The following is a 16,458-nucleotide window of genomic DNA, read 5'->3' on the forward strand; positions in this document are numbered from 1 at the left end:
TCGCCGTCGGCGGCAAGCTAGCCCAGTACGCGACTCCGGAGGAAATCCTGCGCGCGCCGGCCAACGAGTTCGTGGCATCGTTCGTGGGCCGGGACCGCGGGTTCAGGCACCTGGGGTTTTCGGCGGCCGACGGCGTGGCCATCCACCCGGTGCCGACGGTCACCCGCGGCGGGAACGCCGACGGCGGCACCGACGTCGACGCCCGGGGAAACGCCGGCGGCTGGCGCCTCGTCGTGGACGCCGAGTCCCGGCCCCTGGGCTGGGAAGGCCCCGGCTCGGGTTCCGACCTCATCCCGGGAGGGTCGCTGTTCCGGCCCGGGGATACCCTGCGCCGGGCGCTGGATTCCGCCCTGTCCTCGCCGTCCGGGCTGGGGGTGGCGGTGGACGGTGACGGCAGGGTCGCCGGTGTGATCGAGGCGGCGGAAGTGCTCGCCGTCATCGAATCCGCCCGCCGGGTCCGGCAGGATGCACTCTGATGGACTGGTTCCTGGCGAACAGCGGCATGGTCTTCGAGCGAGCGGGCCAGCACTTGGTCCTTGCCCTGGTGCCGATGGTCCTGGGGCTGTTGATTTCCATTCCGCTGGCCCAGGTCTCCCGCCGCCACCCTGTGCTCAGGTCGGTCGTGACCACGTTCACGTCGCTGCTCTACACCATCCCGTCGCTGGCACTCTTCATCATCCTGCCGCCCCTGCTGGGAACGCGGATCCTGGACCCCCTGAACGTCATCGTTGCCCTGACCATCTACGCGGTGGCGCTGCTGGTGCGGGCTGCCATGGACGCCTTCGATTCGGTCGATGACGACCTTCGGCAGGCGGCGGTGGCCATGGGCTACAAACCCGCGGCACGCTTCCTGTCCATTGATCTGCCCCTCTCCCTTCCCGTCCTGTTTGCCGGACTGCGGGTGGTGTCCGTCAGCAACATCTCGCTGGTGAGCGTTGCCGCGCTGCTGGGCGTGGGGAACCTGGGGATCCTCTTCACGGACGGGCTGCAGCGGACCTTCGTCACCGAGGTAGTGGTGGGCATCGTCGCCATTCTGCTGCTCGCGCTCCTGATGGACGCCGTCCTGGTCCTCCTGGAGCGGCTGCTCACGCCGTGGACCCGGGCATCGGCAGCGGCCTCCCGCGCCGAGCCGGTCACAGGCGCGGAGTACATCGCCGATGCGCAGGTCCATGCGGGGGCGCGGCCATGAGTATTTTCACCGAAACCTTTGAGTGGCTCGCCGACCCAAGCCATTGGGCGGGGAGTTCTGGCATCGCCACGCGGCTGCTCGAGCACCTGCAGTACAGCGGCCTCGTGCTGGTCATCGCCGCGGCGATCGCCGTGCCTGTCGGGCTCTATATCGGCCATACCGGGCGGGGGAGGGTCGCGGCCGTAGCCGTGGCCGGAGCACTCCGTGCCCTGCCAACGCTGGGCCTGCTGGTGCTCTTCGCGCTCATTGCCGGCAGCGGCCTCATGCCGCCGGTGTGGGCGCTGGTGATCCTCACGGTCCCGCCGCTGCTGGCGGGCACCTACGCCGGAATCTCCAGCGTCGACGAAACAGTCGTGGACGCCGCGCGCGCCATGGGCATGAAGGAACTGCAGATCCTCTTCAGGGTGGAGCTGCCCAACGGCCTCCAGGTGATGTTCGGGGGCATCCGCACCGCCGTGCTGCAGGTGATCGCGACGGTGTCGGTCGTGGCGTACCTCCCGCTCGGGGGACTCGGACGGTACCTCTTCGACGGCCTGGTCCTTCAGGATTTCCCCAGGATGCTGGCCGGTTCGCTGCTGATCGCCGGCCTGGCGATCGCCGTCGACCTCGTCCTCGCAGCGGCCCAGAGGCTGCTGGTTTCACCCGGACTGAGCACCGGTCCCAAGGGCGGCCGCAAGGCCGCCACCACTCTCACGGCTGCCGCACCCGCGACGGCCGCTGTTCAAGGAGGCACCCCATGAAGCACCCCATCAACACGACTGTCACCCGCCGCGGCCTGGGCGGCCTGGCCGCAGGTGTTGGCATGGCCCTGGCGCTCACGGCTTGCGGCGGCGGTGATCCGCTGACGTCACCGACCACCACCGCCGGCGGCGCGACGGGCGGCGGTTCACTGGTTGTCGGCTCCGCTGACTTCCCCGAGAGCCAGGTCATCGCCGAAATCTACGCCGGGGCACTGAACGCGGCCGGCATCAAGGCCACCACCAAGCCCAATATCGGCTCCCGTGAGATCTACTTCAAGGCTGTGCAGGACGGTTCCGTGGACGTCGTGCCGGACTACTCGGGGAACCTGCTCTCGCACGTGGACGCCGAGGCCCCGGAAGTTGCGGCGGAGGACGTCTACAAGGCCCTGCCGGAGAAGCTGCCGGAGGGCCTCGCGGTGCTGGAGGCGGCCAAGGCCGAGTCCAAGGACGCGATGGTGGTGACCAAGGCCACGGCAGAGAAGCACCAGCTGAAATCCATCGAGGACCTGGCCAAGGTCTGCAAGGACTTCACCATGGCAGCGCCCGCCACGTTCGAAACGCGCGCCTACGGGTTCCCGGGGCTCAAGAAGAACTACAACTGCGAACTCAAGGCGCTCAAGCCGTTCAGCGACGGCGGCGGCAATCTGACACTGCAGGCCCTCCTGACGGATGAAGTCCAGGTGGCCGACATCTACACCACAACGCCGTCGATTGCCGACAACGACCTCGTGGTCCTGGAAGACCCCAAGAACAACTTCAAGGCCCAGCAGGTGCTGCCCCTGTACAACACCGCCAAGGTGACCGACCAGGCCAAGGAAGCCCTGAACGGGGTGTCCCGGATCCTCACGACGGAAGACCTCATCAACCTCAACCGTGCTGTCAGCGGCACCCAGAAGCAGAACGCCAAGGATGCAGCTGCCGGCTGGCTCAAGGACAAGGGGATCGTCAAGTAGGGCAACTCCGCCCAGCGACTTTCCTCAGGAACCGAACCTCGACGGCGGCTGCCGGATCCCCGCGGGGACCCGGCACCCTCCGTCGCATGTGAGCCAAGTCTCCCCGGAAGCGCATCCCGCATATGGCATATTTGATGGATGGCAGAATTCAAGCAGTCCACCAAGCTTCATAATGTCCTTTACGACATCCGTGGACCGATTCTTCAGGCCGCCCAGCAGATGGAGGCGGAGGGTCACCGGATCCTCAAACTGAACATCGGAAACCCCGCGCCCTTCGGCTTTGAAGCGCCGGACGCGATCCTGGTGGACATGATCCGCCACCTGCCGCATGCCCAGGGCTACAGCGACTCCCGAGGCATCTTTTCCGCACGCACGGCGGTCTCGCAGTACTACCAGACCCGGGGCATCCAGAACATCCACGTGGACGACATCTACCTCGGCAACGGCGTGAGTGAACTCATCACCATGTCGCTCATGGCGCTGCTCGAAGAGGGCGATGAGATCCTGATCCCCACCCCCGACTATCCGTTGTGGACGGCTTCGGTGGCCCTGGCCGGCGGACGTCCCGTCCACTACCTCTGCGACGAGGAATCGGGCTGGCAGCCGGACCTGGAGGACCTCGAAGCAAAGATCACGCCGCGCACCAAGGGGATCGTGGTCATCAATCCGAACAACCCCACCGGCGCCGTGTATCCGGAGAGCACGCTGCGCAAGATCGTGGCGCTGGCGGAAAAGCACGGCCTGGTCATCTTCGCCGACGAGATCTACGAGAAGATCCTGTACGAGGATGCCGTTCACGTGAACATGGCAGGCCTCACCGGCGACGACGTCCTGTGCCTGACGTTCAGCGGGCTGTCCAAGGCCTACCGCGTCTGCGGGTACCGTGCGGGCTGGATGGGCATTTCCGGGCCGAAGAAGGATGCCTCGGATTACCTCGAAGGCATCAACCTGCTCGCCAACATGAGGCTCTGCGCCAACGTGCCGGCGCAGCACGCCATCCAGACGGCGCTGGGCGGCTACCAGAGCATCAACGACCTCATCCTGCCCGGCGGTCGCCTGCTGGAGCAGCGCAACAAGGCGTACGACATGCTGAACGCGATTCCCGGCGTCAGCACGCAGCAGGCCAGGGGAGCGCTGTACCTGTTCCCGAAGCTGGATCCCGAGGTCTTCCACATCCGGGACGACGAGAAGTTCGTGCTGGACCTGCTCAAGGAACAGAAAATCCTCGTGTCGCACGGAAGGGCGTTCAACTGGGTGCGGCCGGACCACTTCAGGATGGTCACCCTGCCAAACGTGAAGGACATCGAAGAAGCGATTGGCCGCATGGGAGACTTCCTCAGCAGGTATCAGGGGAACTAGCCTTTACCCACATTCAACTGTGGAAAGAGGTCCTCATGGCCGGCTTTGTGGAATTCGCGAAGTTCCCCTCCAAATCCTTGCGGGTCGGCAAGGGCTTCAAGCTGGCGGATGTGGACCCTGACGCCACCACGGGCTATTCGGGGGTTAAGGCCGACGGCGAGGCGCTCCTTGAGGACCTTGATGGAAAACTCGCGGAGCTTCAGGAAAAGCTGTTTGCCGAGTCCAAGTTTGGCGGCACCAAGCGTGTCCTGCTGATCCTGCAGGGGATGGACACTGCCGGCAAGGGCGGCATCGTGAAGCACGTCCTGGGAGCCATGGACCCGCAGGGCGTGCAGTTCAAGTCCTTCAAGGCCCCCACGCCTGAGGAGAAGGCGTACGACTTTCTCTGGCGCATCGAAAAAGAAGTCCCGGCCGCCGGCATGCTGGGGGTCTTTGACCGGTCCCATTATGAGGATGTCCTGATCCACCGGGTTCACCGCTGGGCGGACCCGAAGGAGCTTGAACGCCGCTATGCGGCGATCAACGAGTTCGAGGCGCGGCAGGTTGCCGTGGGCACGAAGGTCATTAAGGTCATGCTGCACATCAGCAATGATGAGCAGAAACAGCGGCTGCTGGCCCGGCTGGACAATCCGGCCAAGCACTGGAAGTACAACACCGAGGACCTGAAACAGCGCGCCTTCTGGGACGACTACATGGCCGCCTACCAGGCAGTCTTCGATGTCACCAACACGGACCACGCGCCCTGGTACGTCGTGCCGGCCGACAAGAAATGGTATGCGCGGATCGCGGTGCAGCAGTTGCTGCTGGAGGGGCTGGAAGAACTTGAGCTGGCGTGGCCCAAGGCCGAGTTCGACGTGGAAACCGAGCGCCGCCTCGTCGAGCGCTCCTGAACCGGGTCTAATCTGCGGCTAACTCTCCGCCGCCGTCAGCTGTCCTTGTGGGCAGCCGCGAGCCGTTTCCGGGCGCCCTCCAGCCATTCCTCACAGCGCCGTGCCAATGCCTCGCCCCGTTCCCACAGGGCCAGGGAGTCCTCAAGGCTGGTCCCGCCGGCCTCGAGCTTGGAGACCACGGCCACGAGCTGTTCCCGTGCTTCCTCGTAGCTCAGTGCCTCGATATCCGCCGGTAGGGGAGCCTCCGCCGCGGCGGGGGGGCCGGCGTCGTTGGTGTTGTCTGTCATGTCAGTTTCACCTGTCGTGTTGGTCTGGTTGGTCTGGTTAGGTTGTCGCTGCCGCTACGCACTGGCGGGCTGTCGGGTGCCGGTCGATGTGGCACCGAACCGCCCGCCCGCGACCCGGACGGAAAGTTCCGTGGCGGGAGGAACCTGCGAGGGGTGTCGCACCACAGTCCCTGGCGACGCCCCGTTGCCTCCGGCGAGCTGGACGACGGCGTAGCCGCGGTCCAGTGTTTGCTGCGGCGAGAGCGCCCTGACCTGTGCCTGGAGGTGTGTGAGCTGGTCGGCTGCCCTCGTGACAGCCGCGCTGATCGCCGCGGTGGAGCGTCGGGAAAGCCGCTCAACATCCTCCTCCCTCGCGGTGACCATGCCTTCCGGTGAGGCGAGGACGGGACGGGAACGCAGGGCGGCGAGGCGGTCGGATTCCCTGGCGACGAGCTGCGCTACAGAGCGGTGCAGCTGCGCTTCCGCCTGGCGGACCCGGGCGAGCTCTTCCGAGACCTCCGGAACAATCCGCTTGGCGGCGTCCGTGGGCGTGGAAGCGCGAAGGTCGGCGACGTCGTCCAGGATGGGCCGGTCCGCCTCGTGCCCGATGGCGCTCACCACCGGGGTGACGGCGCCGGCAACGGCGCGGATGAGTTCCTCGTTGCTGAAGGGCAGGAGGTCCTCCAGCGCGCCCCCTCCGCGTGCGATAACGATCACGTCCACGTCGGCGCGGGAGTCAAGTTCCCGCAGCGCCCCGATAATCTGGGTCACTGCGGTGTTTCCCTGAACCGCCACCTCACGGACCTCGAACTCGACGGCGGGCCACCGCAGCGCTGCGTTGCGGAGCACGTCCTTCTTGGCGTCGGAGTCCCGGCCGGTGATCAGGCCTATCCGGTGCGGCAGCAGCGGCAGCCGCTTCTTCCGTGATTCGGCGAAGAGGCCTTCGGCGGCGAGGGCGTGCCGCAGCCTCTCGATCCTGGCGAGGAGATCGCCCAGGCCTACCGGGCGGATGTCCTTGACGGACATGTTCAGCCGTCCGGTCTTCAGCCAGAACTCCGCCTTGAGCAGGGCAACCACCCTGCTGCCGCGCTCGAGCGGCGTTTCCTGGCGGTCAAGGATCTTCGACCAGACGGACGCCGGCAGTGAAATCTCCGCGTCGACGTCCCTGAGCGTCAGGAAGGCGCTGGTGCCACGCCGGTTCAGTTCGATGACCTGGCCTTCGACCCACGCGGCTGGGGCCCGCTCGATATGGGCCTTGAGCTTTTGGGAGAGCAACTGCAGCGGCCACGGGTTATCGGGGCTCGTGTCCGCGGCAGTGGGAGGCACCGTTGTGCGTCCGGCGGCCGGCACGGTGGCATTTTCAGCCATGTGCAGCCCGGGTGGAGGCGTTGCCCTGTTGCATGAGTGGCTGTCCTTTGCCGTCGCGGTGGGTTAATCAACTCTATCTATAGCTTTATCACCGGGCGGCGACATTTTTTTGCTCATGCGGCCGCGCACCTAGGATGGCTGTGTCCCATCGACCCGCCAGGAACCCCAACCAGCTAGGAATCCCTTGCGCTCTTTTGTTTCGGCCGTGGCCGTTGTCCTTGGCCTGCTGCTGGCCGCAGTTGCCGTCCCGGCCATCTGGGTGGACCGCAACATCGTGCAGGAGGAGGGCTTTGTTGCCCTGGCCGCCCCTCTGGGCAAGGACCCGACCTTTCAGAAACGGCTTGCCGCGGCCGCGGTGGGCGGAATCGACACCGGCGGGGCGATACCCGGCCCCCTGGCAGAAACCGTCCGGCCATTGCTGGAATCGGCTGCCGCGTCACTCACCGGACTCCCCGGCTACCCCTCCGCCTGGGAAGAGACGTTGCGGAAGAGCCACCGGCTCAACTTTGCCGCGGCAGGCACCGTTCCTTCCGAAGCCGACTCCGCGACCTCGATCACCCTGGATGTGGCGCCGCTTGTGGCCCTCGCCGCCGGGCAGATCTCGGAGCGCCTCGGCGTGCCCCTGGAAGCCCCGCAGCAGACCCTGCTGACCGTTGGCCAGTCCAGCCAGCGACAGCTCATCGAACAGGTCGCCGTCTACGCTCCGCTCGGCTACAGCATGGCCCTCGGGGCGGGCATCGCCTTCCTCCTCGCCCTGGTGGCTGCCCGGCGGCGTTGGAAAGTGCTGGTGGGCACGGGCATCGGAGCCCTCGGGGTGGCCGGCTTGTGGAGCCTGGGATCGCGCTGGGCGTCCGACGCGGTCATGGGCACAGCCAGCGGCAACGAGGTGGCAGACCTCTTCAAGCGGGAATTCGTGGCCGCCTCGGCCAGCGGTTTCGGCTCCTGGATACTGGCCGGCGCGGTCACCGGGGCCGTACTGCTGGGCGCGGGCCTGGTGTTCGGTCTGCTTGGCGGCGCTGCCCGCAGACGCTGAGGCCACACCCGGTAGCATGGAGAAATGACCTCCTCAGCTGTCTCCCTTTCGATGCCCACCGTCCCGCGCCGGCGGCGTTCACCCGAGGAAGTGCTGGCAGCCGCGCCGGTGTCCGGCGCCAAGAAGGTACTGCTGGCGGCCCCCCGCGGGTACTGCGCAGGCGTGGACCGTGCCGTCATCGCGGTGGAGAAGGCGCTGGAGCACTACGGGCCTCCGGTGTACGTCCGCAAGCAAATCGTCCACAACGTGCACGTCGTGAGTTCCCTTGAAGAGCAGGGCGCCATCTTCGTGGACGAAACCGACGAGGTGCCCGAAGGCGCCCTGGTCATCTTCTCGGCCCACGGCGTGTCGCCGGCCGTCGTCCAGTCCGCGGAGGACCGCGGCCTGCGCACCATCGATGCCACCTGCCCGCTGGTCACCAAGGTCCACAAGGAAGCCGTCCGTTTCGCGAAGGACGACTTCGACATCCTCCTGATCGGCCATGACGGCCATGAGGAAGTGGAGGGCACGGCCGGGGAAGCCCCCGAGCACATCCAGATCATCAACGGTCCGCATGAGGTGGACAAGGTGACTGTCCGGGATCCGGAAAAGGTCATCTGGCTGTCGCAGACCACACTGAGCGTTGACGAAACGATGGAGACCGTCCGGCTGCTCAAGGAGCGCTTCCCGACGCTTCAGGACCCGCCCAGCGACGACATCTGCTACGCCACCACGAACCGCCAGGTGGCCATCAAGAAGATCGCGCCCCAGGCGGACCTGGTAATCGTGGTCGGTTCGGCAAACTCCTCCAACTCGGTACGTCTGGTGGAGGTGGCGCTCGAGTACGGGGCAAAGGCTTCCTACCGCGTCGACTTCGCCAATGAGGTGGACGAGGCCTGGTTCGAAGGCGTGGCCACGGTAGGTGTCACGTCCGGCGCCTCCGTGCCCGAGGTGCTGGTCAAGGATGTTCTCCGGCTCCTGGCCGACTACGGCTACGGTGCCGTCGAGGAGGTCGTCACCGCCGAAGAGGACCTGCTCTTCTCCTTGCCCAAGGAACTGCGCGCAACCCTCAAGGAAGCCGGCGATGTCTCCCGGGCCCTCGGTGGCCGGCGTTCCAACTAGCGAACAAGCCAGCCACCAACCAGCCAACGCCTCTCAGGCGGGCGGGCCCTAAGCGGCGTCCTCCTCCGAGGCCTCCTCCCGTCCGCCTGACGGACGTTCCCGGGCCTGGAGCTCGGGAGCGGATACCGAGCGGGGTGTGACCTGGACCGCGGAGGGCGTGGCAAGCCCCGTGGCGTCGAGGGCATTGAGTTTCCGCGCCGTGGGGAGGACCCGGGCCTCAAGGGTGCCCACCATGGAGTTGTACCGGTCCACCGAGGACTTCAGGGAGGACCCCAGCTTGCTGACATTTTCCCCCAGGGTTCCCATCCGTTCGTAGAGCTGCCGGGCCAGTTCGAACAGCTCGCGGGCACTGTCCGTCAGCACGTCCTGCCGCCACGTGAAGGCGACGGATTTGAGGACGGCCAGCAGCGTGCCGGGCGAGGCCAGGACCACGTTCCGGGACAGCGCGTGGTCCAGCAGCCCCGGATCGGCAGAGAGCGCGGCCGCGAGGATGGATTCTGCCGGCAGGAAGCAGATGACCAGCTCCGGGGAGTTGCCGGATATGTCCCAGTACTTCTTGCTGCTGAGCGCATCAACATGGGACTTGAGCGCCTTGGCGTGTGCCGCCAGCAGGGTCTGCTGGTTTGACCGGTTCCCGGCGGTGTCCCTGTCGGTCTGGCCAAGATCCTGGGCTTCGAGGTAGGCGGACAGCGGCACCTTGGCGTCGACCACGAGCTGCTTGTCGCCCGGCAGCTGCACCACCAGGTCCGGGCGGACCGAAGCGTCAGCTCCCGCGCTGTGGAGCTGTTCGTGGAAATCGACGTGGCGCAGCATCCCGGATGCTTCAACCACCCGGCGCAGCTGGACCTCACCCCACTGGCCGCGGGCGCTGTTCGAGCGAAGCGCCGCTTCGAGGGCATGCGTTGACCTCATGAGCTGTTCGTCGGAGAGCCTGGCCTCCTGCAGCTGCTGTGCGAGTTGCCCGTACTGCTCCAACCGGTCACGTTCCAGCAGGGAGACCTGCTGCTGAACGGCCGTCAGCTTTTCGGCGACCGGAGCCAGCGCCCGCAGGACACTGCCCTCCTGCTGGCGTGATTCACCCAGCTCCCGGTTCTGCACGGCGAGCAGCTTCCGCTCGGCCTCGGCGGCAGCGTATTGGGCGGTGACCGCCGAGAGCCGCGCCGAAACGCCGTCGAAATCCGCTTCCAGCGCCGCGTTCCGGCGGCGCAAAACCGTGTAAGCGAAGGCCGCCCCCGCCAGGGCGCCGAGCAACAGCATCAGGAGGGCCAAAATGACTGCAAAAGAATCCATGCCTTCACTGTGGCACGCAGGTGCGACATTTTTGCCGAAGGCAGTGGCGCCGCGGCCAGCTGTGCCCTGCAGCGGCGTCTTGCACCTGTGCTCTGCAGTCGGCCCCTGCACCCGCGCCGGCAGGGCCGGAGTGCGCGGGGTGGACGGCTGGCGACCTGGTCCGTAGCAGCCGTCGGCCGCGCAACGGGTAGAATCAATGTCCGTGGCTCTTACTATTGGCATCGTCGGACTGCCCAACGTCGGCAAATCAACCCTTTTCAACGCACTGACCCGCAACCAGGTGCTGGCGGCGAACTATCCGTTCGCCACCATCGAACCGAACGTCGGCGTCGTGAACCTGCCCGACCCCCGGCTCCAGCAGCTTGCTGACATCTTCGGCTCGCAGCGGATGCTGCCGGCGGCGGTTTCCTTCGTGGACATCGCCGGCATCGTCAAGGGCGCCTCCGAAGGCGAGGGCCTGGGCAACCAGTTCCTTGCCAACATCCGCGAGGCGCAGGCCATCGCCGAAGTGGTCCGGGTGTTTGACGACCCCGATGTCGTCCACGTCGACGGCAAGGTCGATCCCCGCTCGGACATGGAGACGATCAACACCGAGCTGATCCTCGCGGACCTGCAGACCATCGAGAAGGCCATTCCCCGGATCGAAAAAGAGGTGAAGATCAAGAAGCGGGACGCCGCTGAACTCGCCGCGATCAAGGCCGCCCAGGCGGTCCTGGAGCGTGGCGACACCATCTACTCCTCCATCAAGAGCGACAAGCTGGAGATGGAGCACCTCAAGGAGCTCGGGCTCCTGACTGCCAAGCCGTTTATCTTTGTCTTCAACGCCGACGAAGGCATCCTCGGCAGCCCCGAGAAGCAGGAAGAGCTGCGCGCCATGGTTGCGCCCGCTGACTGCATCTTCCTCGACGCCAAGCTGGAGTCCGACCTCGTGGAACTGGATGAGGCCGAGGCGCGCGAGATGCTGGAGATGAACGGGCAGGACGAGTCGGGACTCGACCAGCTTGCGCGGGTCGGGTTCCACACGCTGGGACTCCAGACGTACCTGACCGCAGGTCCCAAAGAGGCCAGGGCCTGGACCATCCACCGGGGGGACACCGCCCCGCAGGCGGCAGGCGTGATCCACTCCGACTTCCAGCGTGGCTTCATCAAAGCCGAAGTGGTCTCCTTCGACGACCTCATCGACGCCGGATCCATGGCCGAGGCGAAGTCCCGCGGCAAGGTCCGCATCGAAGGCAAGGAATACGTGATGGCCGACGGCGACGTCGTCGAGTTCCGCTTCAACGTCTAGTTAAGCGCACTGTTCAATCCTGCTGTTCAGTGATTGAGAATTAACACTTGGAAGCCCCGGTCCCTTGGACCGGGGCTTTTCTTGTGGTTGGCGCGCGGTTGAAGGCAACCAGCCGGTCAACCATTCCCGGCCTTGGATGCCGCCGGCCCACCCCTAGGTTGCATCTCGATAACAACCTTTACTGAGGGGCAACTTTCGGTCCGCAGCCAACGCCTTCGGGTCTAGGCTACTTCCCATGTGAGACATGCCACATGCTCACTGGGGGGATGTGGCATTATGGCCGGCGTCTACAGCGGCGGTCCTTTCCACACTAAAGAGACATAGGAGGCGGAATGCGATTCGGTCGTATTTCCAAAGCAATAGGCGTCGCCGCGGCAGCGGCGCTGGCACTCAGCGCCTGCGCAAACACCAACACCGGGACAACCCCGACGAGCAACGCGGCGGGCAAGCAGGGGGGAACCGCCACCGTTGTCGAGGTGAACGCATTCAACACATTCAACCCCAACACGGCTGACGGCAACACTGACATCAACTCCAAGGTCAGCTACGCGACCCACTCCGGCTTCTATTACATCGACAACCAGCTCAATGTTGTCCGCAATGAGAAGTTCGGCAAGATGGAAAAGACTTCCGATGACCCGCTCACGGTCAAATACACCATCAACGAAGGCGTGAAATGGTCCGACGGCACGCCCGTCACCGCGGCGGACCTCCTCCTGCAGTGGGTTGCCTTCTCGGGGTACTACAACGACGCCGACGCGGAAGGGAAGGCAGGAACCTCCTACTTCTCGTACGCCGGTGACCCGACGGGCCTTGCCCTCACCGACTTCCCGGAAATCGGCGACAACAACCGGTCCATGACGCTGAAGTACTCCAAGCCCTTCGCGGACTGGGAGATCGCCCTCGGCGGGCCCGGCATCGACATCCCGGCGCACGTTCTGGCGAAGAAGGCCGGCATGGCCGACACCCAGGAGTTCATCGACCACCTCAAGGGCATGCCGCGTGGTGACGCCAAGGCCCCCAAGCCTGTTGACAGCAAGCTGAAGGCCATGTCCGACCTCTGGAACACGGGCTTCGACTCCAAGACCCTGCCGAGCGACCCGAGCCTCTTCCTCTCCAACGGTCCGTTCATCGTCAAGAGCGTCAACCAGGACCAGTCCCTGACCATGGTCAAGAACAAGGACTACAACTGGGGCCCTGAGGCCAAGCTCGACGAAATCACCGTCCGGTACATCGGTTCCGCACCGGCCCAGGTCCAGGCGCTCAAGAACGGCGAGGCCGACATCATCGCCCCGCAGGCGTCCGCCGATACCCTTGAGCAGCTCAAGGCGCTCGAGAGCCAAGGCGTCACGGTGGAGCAGGGCAACCAGCTTTCCTACGACCACATTGACCTGAACTTCTATGGCGTGCTGGCCGACAAGAATGTCCGCGAAGCGTTCATGAAGACGGTTCCCCGCAAGGACATTGTGGACAAGATCATCAAGAAGCTGGATCCGGAAGCCAAGCCGCTGGACTCACAGCTCTTTGTTCCCGCCCAGCCCGCCTACGCCGACTCCGTGAAGGAAAACGGCTCGGCTGCCTACCAGGATGTGGATATTGACGGAGCCAAGCAGCTGCTGGCCGGCAAGACTCCCGAAATCCGCATCATGTACAACAAGGACAACCCGAACCGCGTGGACGCGTTCTCGCTGATCCGTGAATCCGCGACCAAGGCGGGCTTCAAGATCGTCGACGGCGGCCTCGGTGCCTCCGACTGGGGCAAGGCGCTCGGCAAGGGCGGCTACGACGCCGCGATCTTCGGCTGGATCAACCCGGGCGTCGGCGTCTCCGGCGTACCGCAGATCTTCCGCACGGGCAACGGTTCCAACTTCAACAAGTTCACCGATCCCGAGGCTGACAAGCTGATGGACGAACTGATCGTCACCACCGACCGCGGCAAGCAGGACGACCTCATCCGGCAGATTGACCAGAAGATCTGGGCTTCCGCGTACGGTCTCCCGCTGTTCCAGTCCATTGGTGTGGACGCCTACAGCGACCGCATCACCGGCGTAAAGTTCATGCCCAACCAGACGGGTGTCTGGTGGAACTTCTGGGAGTGGGCCGAAAAGTAAGCCGATGACCACAACTGCAACAAGCTAGCTGAGGCGCCGGGATCAAGCACCATGGTCCCGGCGCCTCGTGGCGACATCCACCGCCGGTGCCGGCAACACGACAGGCGGGCACGGCCAACCCTGCGACCGGTCCGGGCGATCCCCGGGCCCGAATACTGAGGTTCTATCACGATGGTGACCTACATTGTCCGGCGGCTAGTCACCGCGGCACTCATTCTCCTCGGCGCGTCCTTCCTGGTGTATCTGCTCACCGCCGCGTCCGGCGATCCGCTCGCGGAGTTCCGCGCCAGCAGCTCGCCCAACAAACAGCAGCTGATGGATTCACGCTCCGCGCTCCTTGACCTGGAAACCCCTGCGCCCCTGCGGTACTTCAAGTGGCTCGGCGGCGCGGCCCAGTGCCTCGTCCCCTTTGCCGGCACCTGTGACCTGGGCAAGAACATCGCGGGCCAGCCCATCACCGATGCGCTGGGGCACGCGCTGGTCCAGACCCTCACGCTCGTGACCGCAGCCACCATCCTGGCGATACTCATCGGCATCACCCTCGGCATCATCACCGCACTGCGCCAGTACAGCAGCCTGGATTACGGCGTGACCTTCATGGCGTTCCTGTTCTTTTCCCTTCCCATCTTCTGGGTCGCCGTGCTGCTGAAGGAATTCGGCGCCATCGGCTTCAACAACTTCCTCAGGAATCCGGAGATCCCCCTGCCGGTGGCCATCGGAGTGGGTGCGGTGTTCGGGCTCGTGGCCATCATCGTCGCGGGCGGCGATGCCAAGCGCCGGGTGCTGACGGGCGGAACGGTTTTCGCCGCTGTATCAGCCATCCTCATCTACTTCTCGGTCACCCTCTGGTTCAAGACCCCCGGGCTCGGCCCCGTGGTCATCGCCATTGCCGGAGTGGGCCTCGCCTTTGCCGTCACCCTGCTGACCGCAGGGCTGAGGAACAGGAAGGCTCTGCGGTCAGCGCTCATTGCCGTAGGTGTGGGCGTCGTTGCCTACTTCCTCATCCAGCCGCTGCTGAGCCAGGCCACGTTCCTCATGATCGTGCTGCTCGCGGTGGCCACTGTCCTCGTGGGCATGGGGATCGGCTACCTGGTGGGCGGGTATGACCGCGGCCAGTCCATGCGTGCGGCGGCCATCACGTCCTTCCTGCTGGGCCTCCTCATCGTCCTGGACCGGTTCATGCAGGCCTGGCCGGCGTACTTCAACAACAGCAGGGTCCGCGGACGCCCGATTGCGACCATCGGCGCCGGCACCCCGAACATCGAGGGCGACTTCTGGATCCTCGGGCTCGACTCTTTCACCCACCTGATCCTGCCCACCACGGCGCTCATCCTGATCTCCCTGGCGGGCTACACGAGGTTCACCCGCGCTTCCATGCTTGAAATCATGAACATGGACTACATCCGGACAGCGCGGGCCAAGGGCCTGTCCGAACGGACCGTGGTCATGCGGCACGCATTCCGGAACGCCCTCATCCCTGTCGCCACGATCGTCGCCTTCGACATCGGCGGGCTTATCGGCGGCGCCGTCATCACCGAGACGGTGTTCTCCGTCCGCGGCATGGGCTTCCTGTTCCTCGACGGCATTCTGCATGTGGACCCGAACCCCGTCATGGGCGTCTTTATCTGCGTCGCCATCACGGCGATGGTGTTCAACCTCATCGCAGACCTCGCCTACTCCGCACTGGATCCACGAGTAAGGGTGAAAGCATGAGCCAGCCGAGCCAGCAGGACGAAATCGTCGCCGAACAGGCCAGCCTGAAAAGCCAGGAGGCCGCCGGCATCGAGCCAGTCATCGAGGCCAAGGGACTGAGCCAGGGGCAGATTGTCCGCAAGCGGTTCCTCGGCCATTCCGGCGCGCTCGTGGGTCTGGTGGTCTTTGCCATCATCTTCCTCATGGCCTTTACGTCCGTCGGATATGCGGGAATCCCGGGATGGTGGAAGTACACCCACGAAGCCGTTTCGCCGCTCGCCAATGACGGCGCCCCGACGGCCTCCCTGTGGCCGCTGGCCTGGGGGGAGCACCCCTTCGGCCAGGACCGGATCGGCCGGGACCTCTTCGCCATGACCATGCGCGGTGCCCAGCAGTCGATCACCATCATGGTGGTCATCGGCCTCATCGCCGGGCTGATCGGCGTCACCGTGGGCGCTCTGGCCGGTTACTTCCGCGGCTGGACCGAAGCCATTCTCATGCGCCTCACCGACATCATCATCATCATTCCGGCGCTGCTGCTGGCCGCCGTCATGGCCCAGTTCGCGGGGCGGAGGGACGAAGGGAGCTGGTTTGCCTCGTTTGCCAGCACCAACGGCGTGCTGGCCCTTGGCATCTTCCTTGGGCTCATCAGCTGGGTGGGCCTGGCGAGGCTGATGCGGGGTGAGTTCCTGACCCTGCGGGAACGTGAATTCGTCGACGCCGCGCGGATCTCCGGTGCCAGCAACGCCCGGATCATCTTCAAGCACATCCTGCCCAACGCCGTCGGTGTCCTGATCGTCAACGTCACGCTGACCATGTCCGCGGCGATCCTCACCGAGACCGCACTGAGCTACCTTGGCGTGGGCGTGAAGTCCCCGGACACCTCCCTTGGCCTGCTCATTTCCCAGAACCAGGAGGCCTTCACCACCCGTCCGTGGCTCTTCTGGTTCCCCGGCCTCTTCATCGTCCTCATCTGCCTGAGCATCAACTTCATCGGCGACGGGCTGCGGGACGCGTTTGATCCGCGGCAGAAAAAGTTCAATCCCAAGAAAGCCCGGGACACGGGCAGCGCCCACGCGCCAGGGACGACGCCGGTCGCCGCCCAGGACGGCAGCACGGGGGACAGGACCGCCGGGGGCGGCACCACATCCGGCGACAAGGGAGCCTGACGTGGCCTG

14 protein-coding genes and 1 pseudogene are annotated in these 16,458 nt (G+C 65.4%); 12 read left to right on the forward strand and 3 right to left on the reverse strand.

The features are described from left to right. The 6 genes and pseudogenes from AC3A3W_RS03570 to AC3A3W_RS03595 form a co-directional block, all read left to right on the forward strand. Window positions 1-476, forward strand: a pseudogene (locus AC3A3W_RS03570) (ABC transporter ATP-binding protein); the annotation flags it as partial. Continuing rightward, window positions 476-1,189 carry an ABC transporter permease gene (locus tag AC3A3W_RS03575; protein WP_487440504.1) on the forward strand — a complete coding sequence of 238 codons (714 nt, stop codon included), beginning with the start codon at window positions 476-478 and terminating at the stop codon, window positions 1,187-1,189. The pseudogene AC3A3W_RS03570 and the gene AC3A3W_RS03575, both read left to right, overlap by 1 nt. Then, the gene (locus AC3A3W_RS03580; RefSeq protein ID WP_309986500.1) at window positions 1,186-1,929 is read left to right on the forward strand and encodes an ABC transporter permease; all 744 of its coding nucleotides are present in this window, start codon (window positions 1,186-1,188) and stop codon (window positions 1,927-1,929) included. Before AC3A3W_RS03575 ends, AC3A3W_RS03580 begins: the two co-directional genes overlap by 4 nt. Next, on the forward strand, window positions 1,926-2,882 hold the full coding sequence (locus AC3A3W_RS03585) for an ABC transporter substrate-binding protein (RefSeq protein ID WP_487440505.1): 957 nt from the start codon (window positions 1,926-1,928) through the stop codon (window positions 2,880-2,882). Before AC3A3W_RS03580 ends, AC3A3W_RS03585 begins: the two co-directional genes overlap by 4 nt. 138 nt (window positions 2,883-3,020) lie before the next feature. Next, on the forward strand, window positions 3,021-4,241 hold the full coding sequence (locus tag AC3A3W_RS03590; RefSeq protein WP_487440506.1) for a pyridoxal phosphate-dependent aminotransferase: 1,221 nt from the start codon (window positions 3,021-3,023) through the stop codon (window positions 4,239-4,241). A gap of 35 nt (window positions 4,242-4,276) precedes the next feature. Continuing rightward, entirely contained in the window at window positions 4,277-5,131 is an 855-nt protein-coding gene (locus AC3A3W_RS03595) for a PPK2 family polyphosphate kinase (protein ID WP_487440507.1), read from the forward strand. 35 nt (window positions 5,132-5,166) lie between these two features. Here AC3A3W_RS03595 and AC3A3W_RS03600 read toward each other — a convergent pair whose 3' ends face one another. Next, on the reverse strand, window positions 5,167-5,418 hold the full coding sequence (locus tag AC3A3W_RS03600) for an exodeoxyribonuclease VII small subunit (protein WP_487440508.1): 252 nt from the start codon (window positions 5,416-5,418) through the stop codon (window positions 5,167-5,169). Window positions 5,419-5,472: 54 nt separating this feature from the next. Further along, on the reverse strand, window positions 5,473-6,765 hold the full coding sequence (gene xseA / locus AC3A3W_RS03605; protein ID WP_487440509.1) for an exodeoxyribonuclease VII large subunit: 1,293 nt from the start codon (window positions 6,763-6,765) through the stop codon (window positions 5,473-5,475). 184 nt (window positions 6,766-6,949) lie between these two features. Between xseA and AC3A3W_RS03610 the strand changes: the two genes are divergently transcribed. Both AC3A3W_RS03610 and AC3A3W_RS03615 read left to right on the forward strand, forming a co-directional pair. Continuing rightward, window positions 6,950-7,798: a hypothetical protein gene (locus AC3A3W_RS03610; RefSeq protein ID WP_487440510.1), complete on the forward strand. Its 849-nt coding sequence runs from the start codon at window positions 6,950-6,952 to the stop codon at window positions 7,796-7,798. A 24-nt stretch (window positions 7,799-7,822) separates the two neighbouring features. Beyond that, the gene (locus AC3A3W_RS03615) at window positions 7,823-8,899 is read left to right on the forward strand and encodes a 4-hydroxy-3-methylbut-2-enyl diphosphate reductase (protein ID WP_487440511.1); all 1,077 of its coding nucleotides are present in this window, start codon (window positions 7,823-7,825) and stop codon (window positions 8,897-8,899) included. Window positions 8,900-8,947: 48 nt separating this feature from the next. Here AC3A3W_RS03615 and AC3A3W_RS03620 read toward each other — a convergent pair whose 3' ends face one another. Beyond that, the gene (locus tag AC3A3W_RS03620; protein WP_487440512.1) at window positions 8,948-10,189 is read right to left on the reverse strand and encodes a DNA recombination protein RmuC; all 1,242 of its coding nucleotides are present in this window, start codon (window positions 10,187-10,189) and stop codon (window positions 8,948-8,950) included. Window positions 10,190-10,391: 202 nt separating this feature from the next. Between AC3A3W_RS03620 and ychF the strand changes: the two genes are divergently transcribed. The 4 genes from ychF (at window position 10,392) to AC3A3W_RS03640 (ending at window position 16,449) form a co-directional block, all read left to right on the forward strand. After that, window positions 10,392-11,477: a redox-regulated ATPase YchF gene (gene ychF, locus AC3A3W_RS03625; RefSeq protein WP_487440513.1), complete on the forward strand. Its 1,086-nt coding sequence runs from the start codon at window positions 10,392-10,394 to the stop codon at window positions 11,475-11,477. Between the two features lie 332 nt (window positions 11,478-11,809). Next, entirely contained in the window at window positions 11,810-13,588 is a 1,779-nt protein-coding gene (locus AC3A3W_RS03630) for an ABC transporter family substrate-binding protein (RefSeq protein ID WP_487440514.1), read from the forward strand. A gap of 171 nt (window positions 13,589-13,759) precedes the next feature. Beyond that, complete coding sequence (locus AC3A3W_RS03635) at window positions 13,760-15,301, forward strand: ABC transporter permease (protein WP_487440515.1); 1,542 nt, start codon at window positions 13,760-13,762, stop codon at window positions 15,299-15,301. Continuing rightward, a complete protein-coding gene (locus AC3A3W_RS03640) occupies window positions 15,298-16,449 on the forward strand; it encodes an ABC transporter permease (protein ID WP_487440516.1) in 1,152 nt (383 codons plus the stop codon). The genes AC3A3W_RS03635 and AC3A3W_RS03640 overlap by 4 nt, the downstream gene beginning before the upstream one ends. Window positions 16,450-16,458: the final 9 nt, after the last annotated feature.

It is taken from the genome of Arthrobacter sp. Soil_N43, assembly GCF_057655195.1.

Excerpts from the sequence above, each read along its gene's own strand:
- AC3A3W_RS03575 (WP_487440504.1), top strand. The coding sequence starts at position 476 with ATGGACTGGTTCCTGGCGAACAGCGGCATGGTCTTCGAGCGAGCGGGC.
- AC3A3W_RS03580 (WP_309986500.1), top strand. The coding sequence starts at position 1,186 with ATGAGTATTTTCACCGAAACCTTTGAGTGGCTCGCCGACCCAAGCCAT.
- AC3A3W_RS03585 (WP_487440505.1), top strand. The coding sequence starts at position 1,926 with ATGAAGCACCCCATCAACACGACTGTCACCCGCCGCGGCCTGGGCGGC.
- AC3A3W_RS03590 (WP_487440506.1), top strand. The coding sequence starts at position 3,021 with ATGGCAGAATTCAAGCAGTCCACCAAGCTTCATAATGTCCTTTACGAC.
- AC3A3W_RS03595 (WP_487440507.1), top strand. The coding sequence starts at position 4,277 with ATGGCCGGCTTTGTGGAATTCGCGAAGTTCCCCTCCAAATCCTTGCGG.
- AC3A3W_RS03600 (WP_487440508.1), bottom strand. The coding sequence starts at position 5,418 with ATGACAGACAACACCAACGACGCCGGCCCCCCCGCCGCGGCGGAGGCT.
- xseA (WP_487440509.1), bottom strand. The coding sequence starts at position 6,765 with ATGGCTGAAAATGCCACCGTGCCGGCCGCCGGACGCACAACGGTGCCT.
- AC3A3W_RS03615 (WP_487440511.1), top strand. The coding sequence starts at position 7,823 with ATGACCTCCTCAGCTGTCTCCCTTTCGATGCCCACCGTCCCGCGCCGG.
- AC3A3W_RS03620 (WP_487440512.1), bottom strand. The coding sequence starts at position 10,189 with ATGGATTCTTTTGCAGTCATTTTGGCCCTCCTGATGCTGTTGCTCGGC.
- AC3A3W_RS03630 (WP_487440514.1), top strand. The coding sequence starts at position 11,810 with ATGCGATTCGGTCGTATTTCCAAAGCAATAGGCGTCGCCGCGGCAGCG.
- AC3A3W_RS03635 (WP_487440515.1), top strand. The coding sequence starts at position 13,760 with ATGGTGACCTACATTGTCCGGCGGCTAGTCACCGCGGCACTCATTCTC.
- AC3A3W_RS03640 (WP_487440516.1), top strand. The coding sequence starts at position 15,298 with ATGAGCCAGCCGAGCCAGCAGGACGAAATCGTCGCCGAACAGGCCAGC.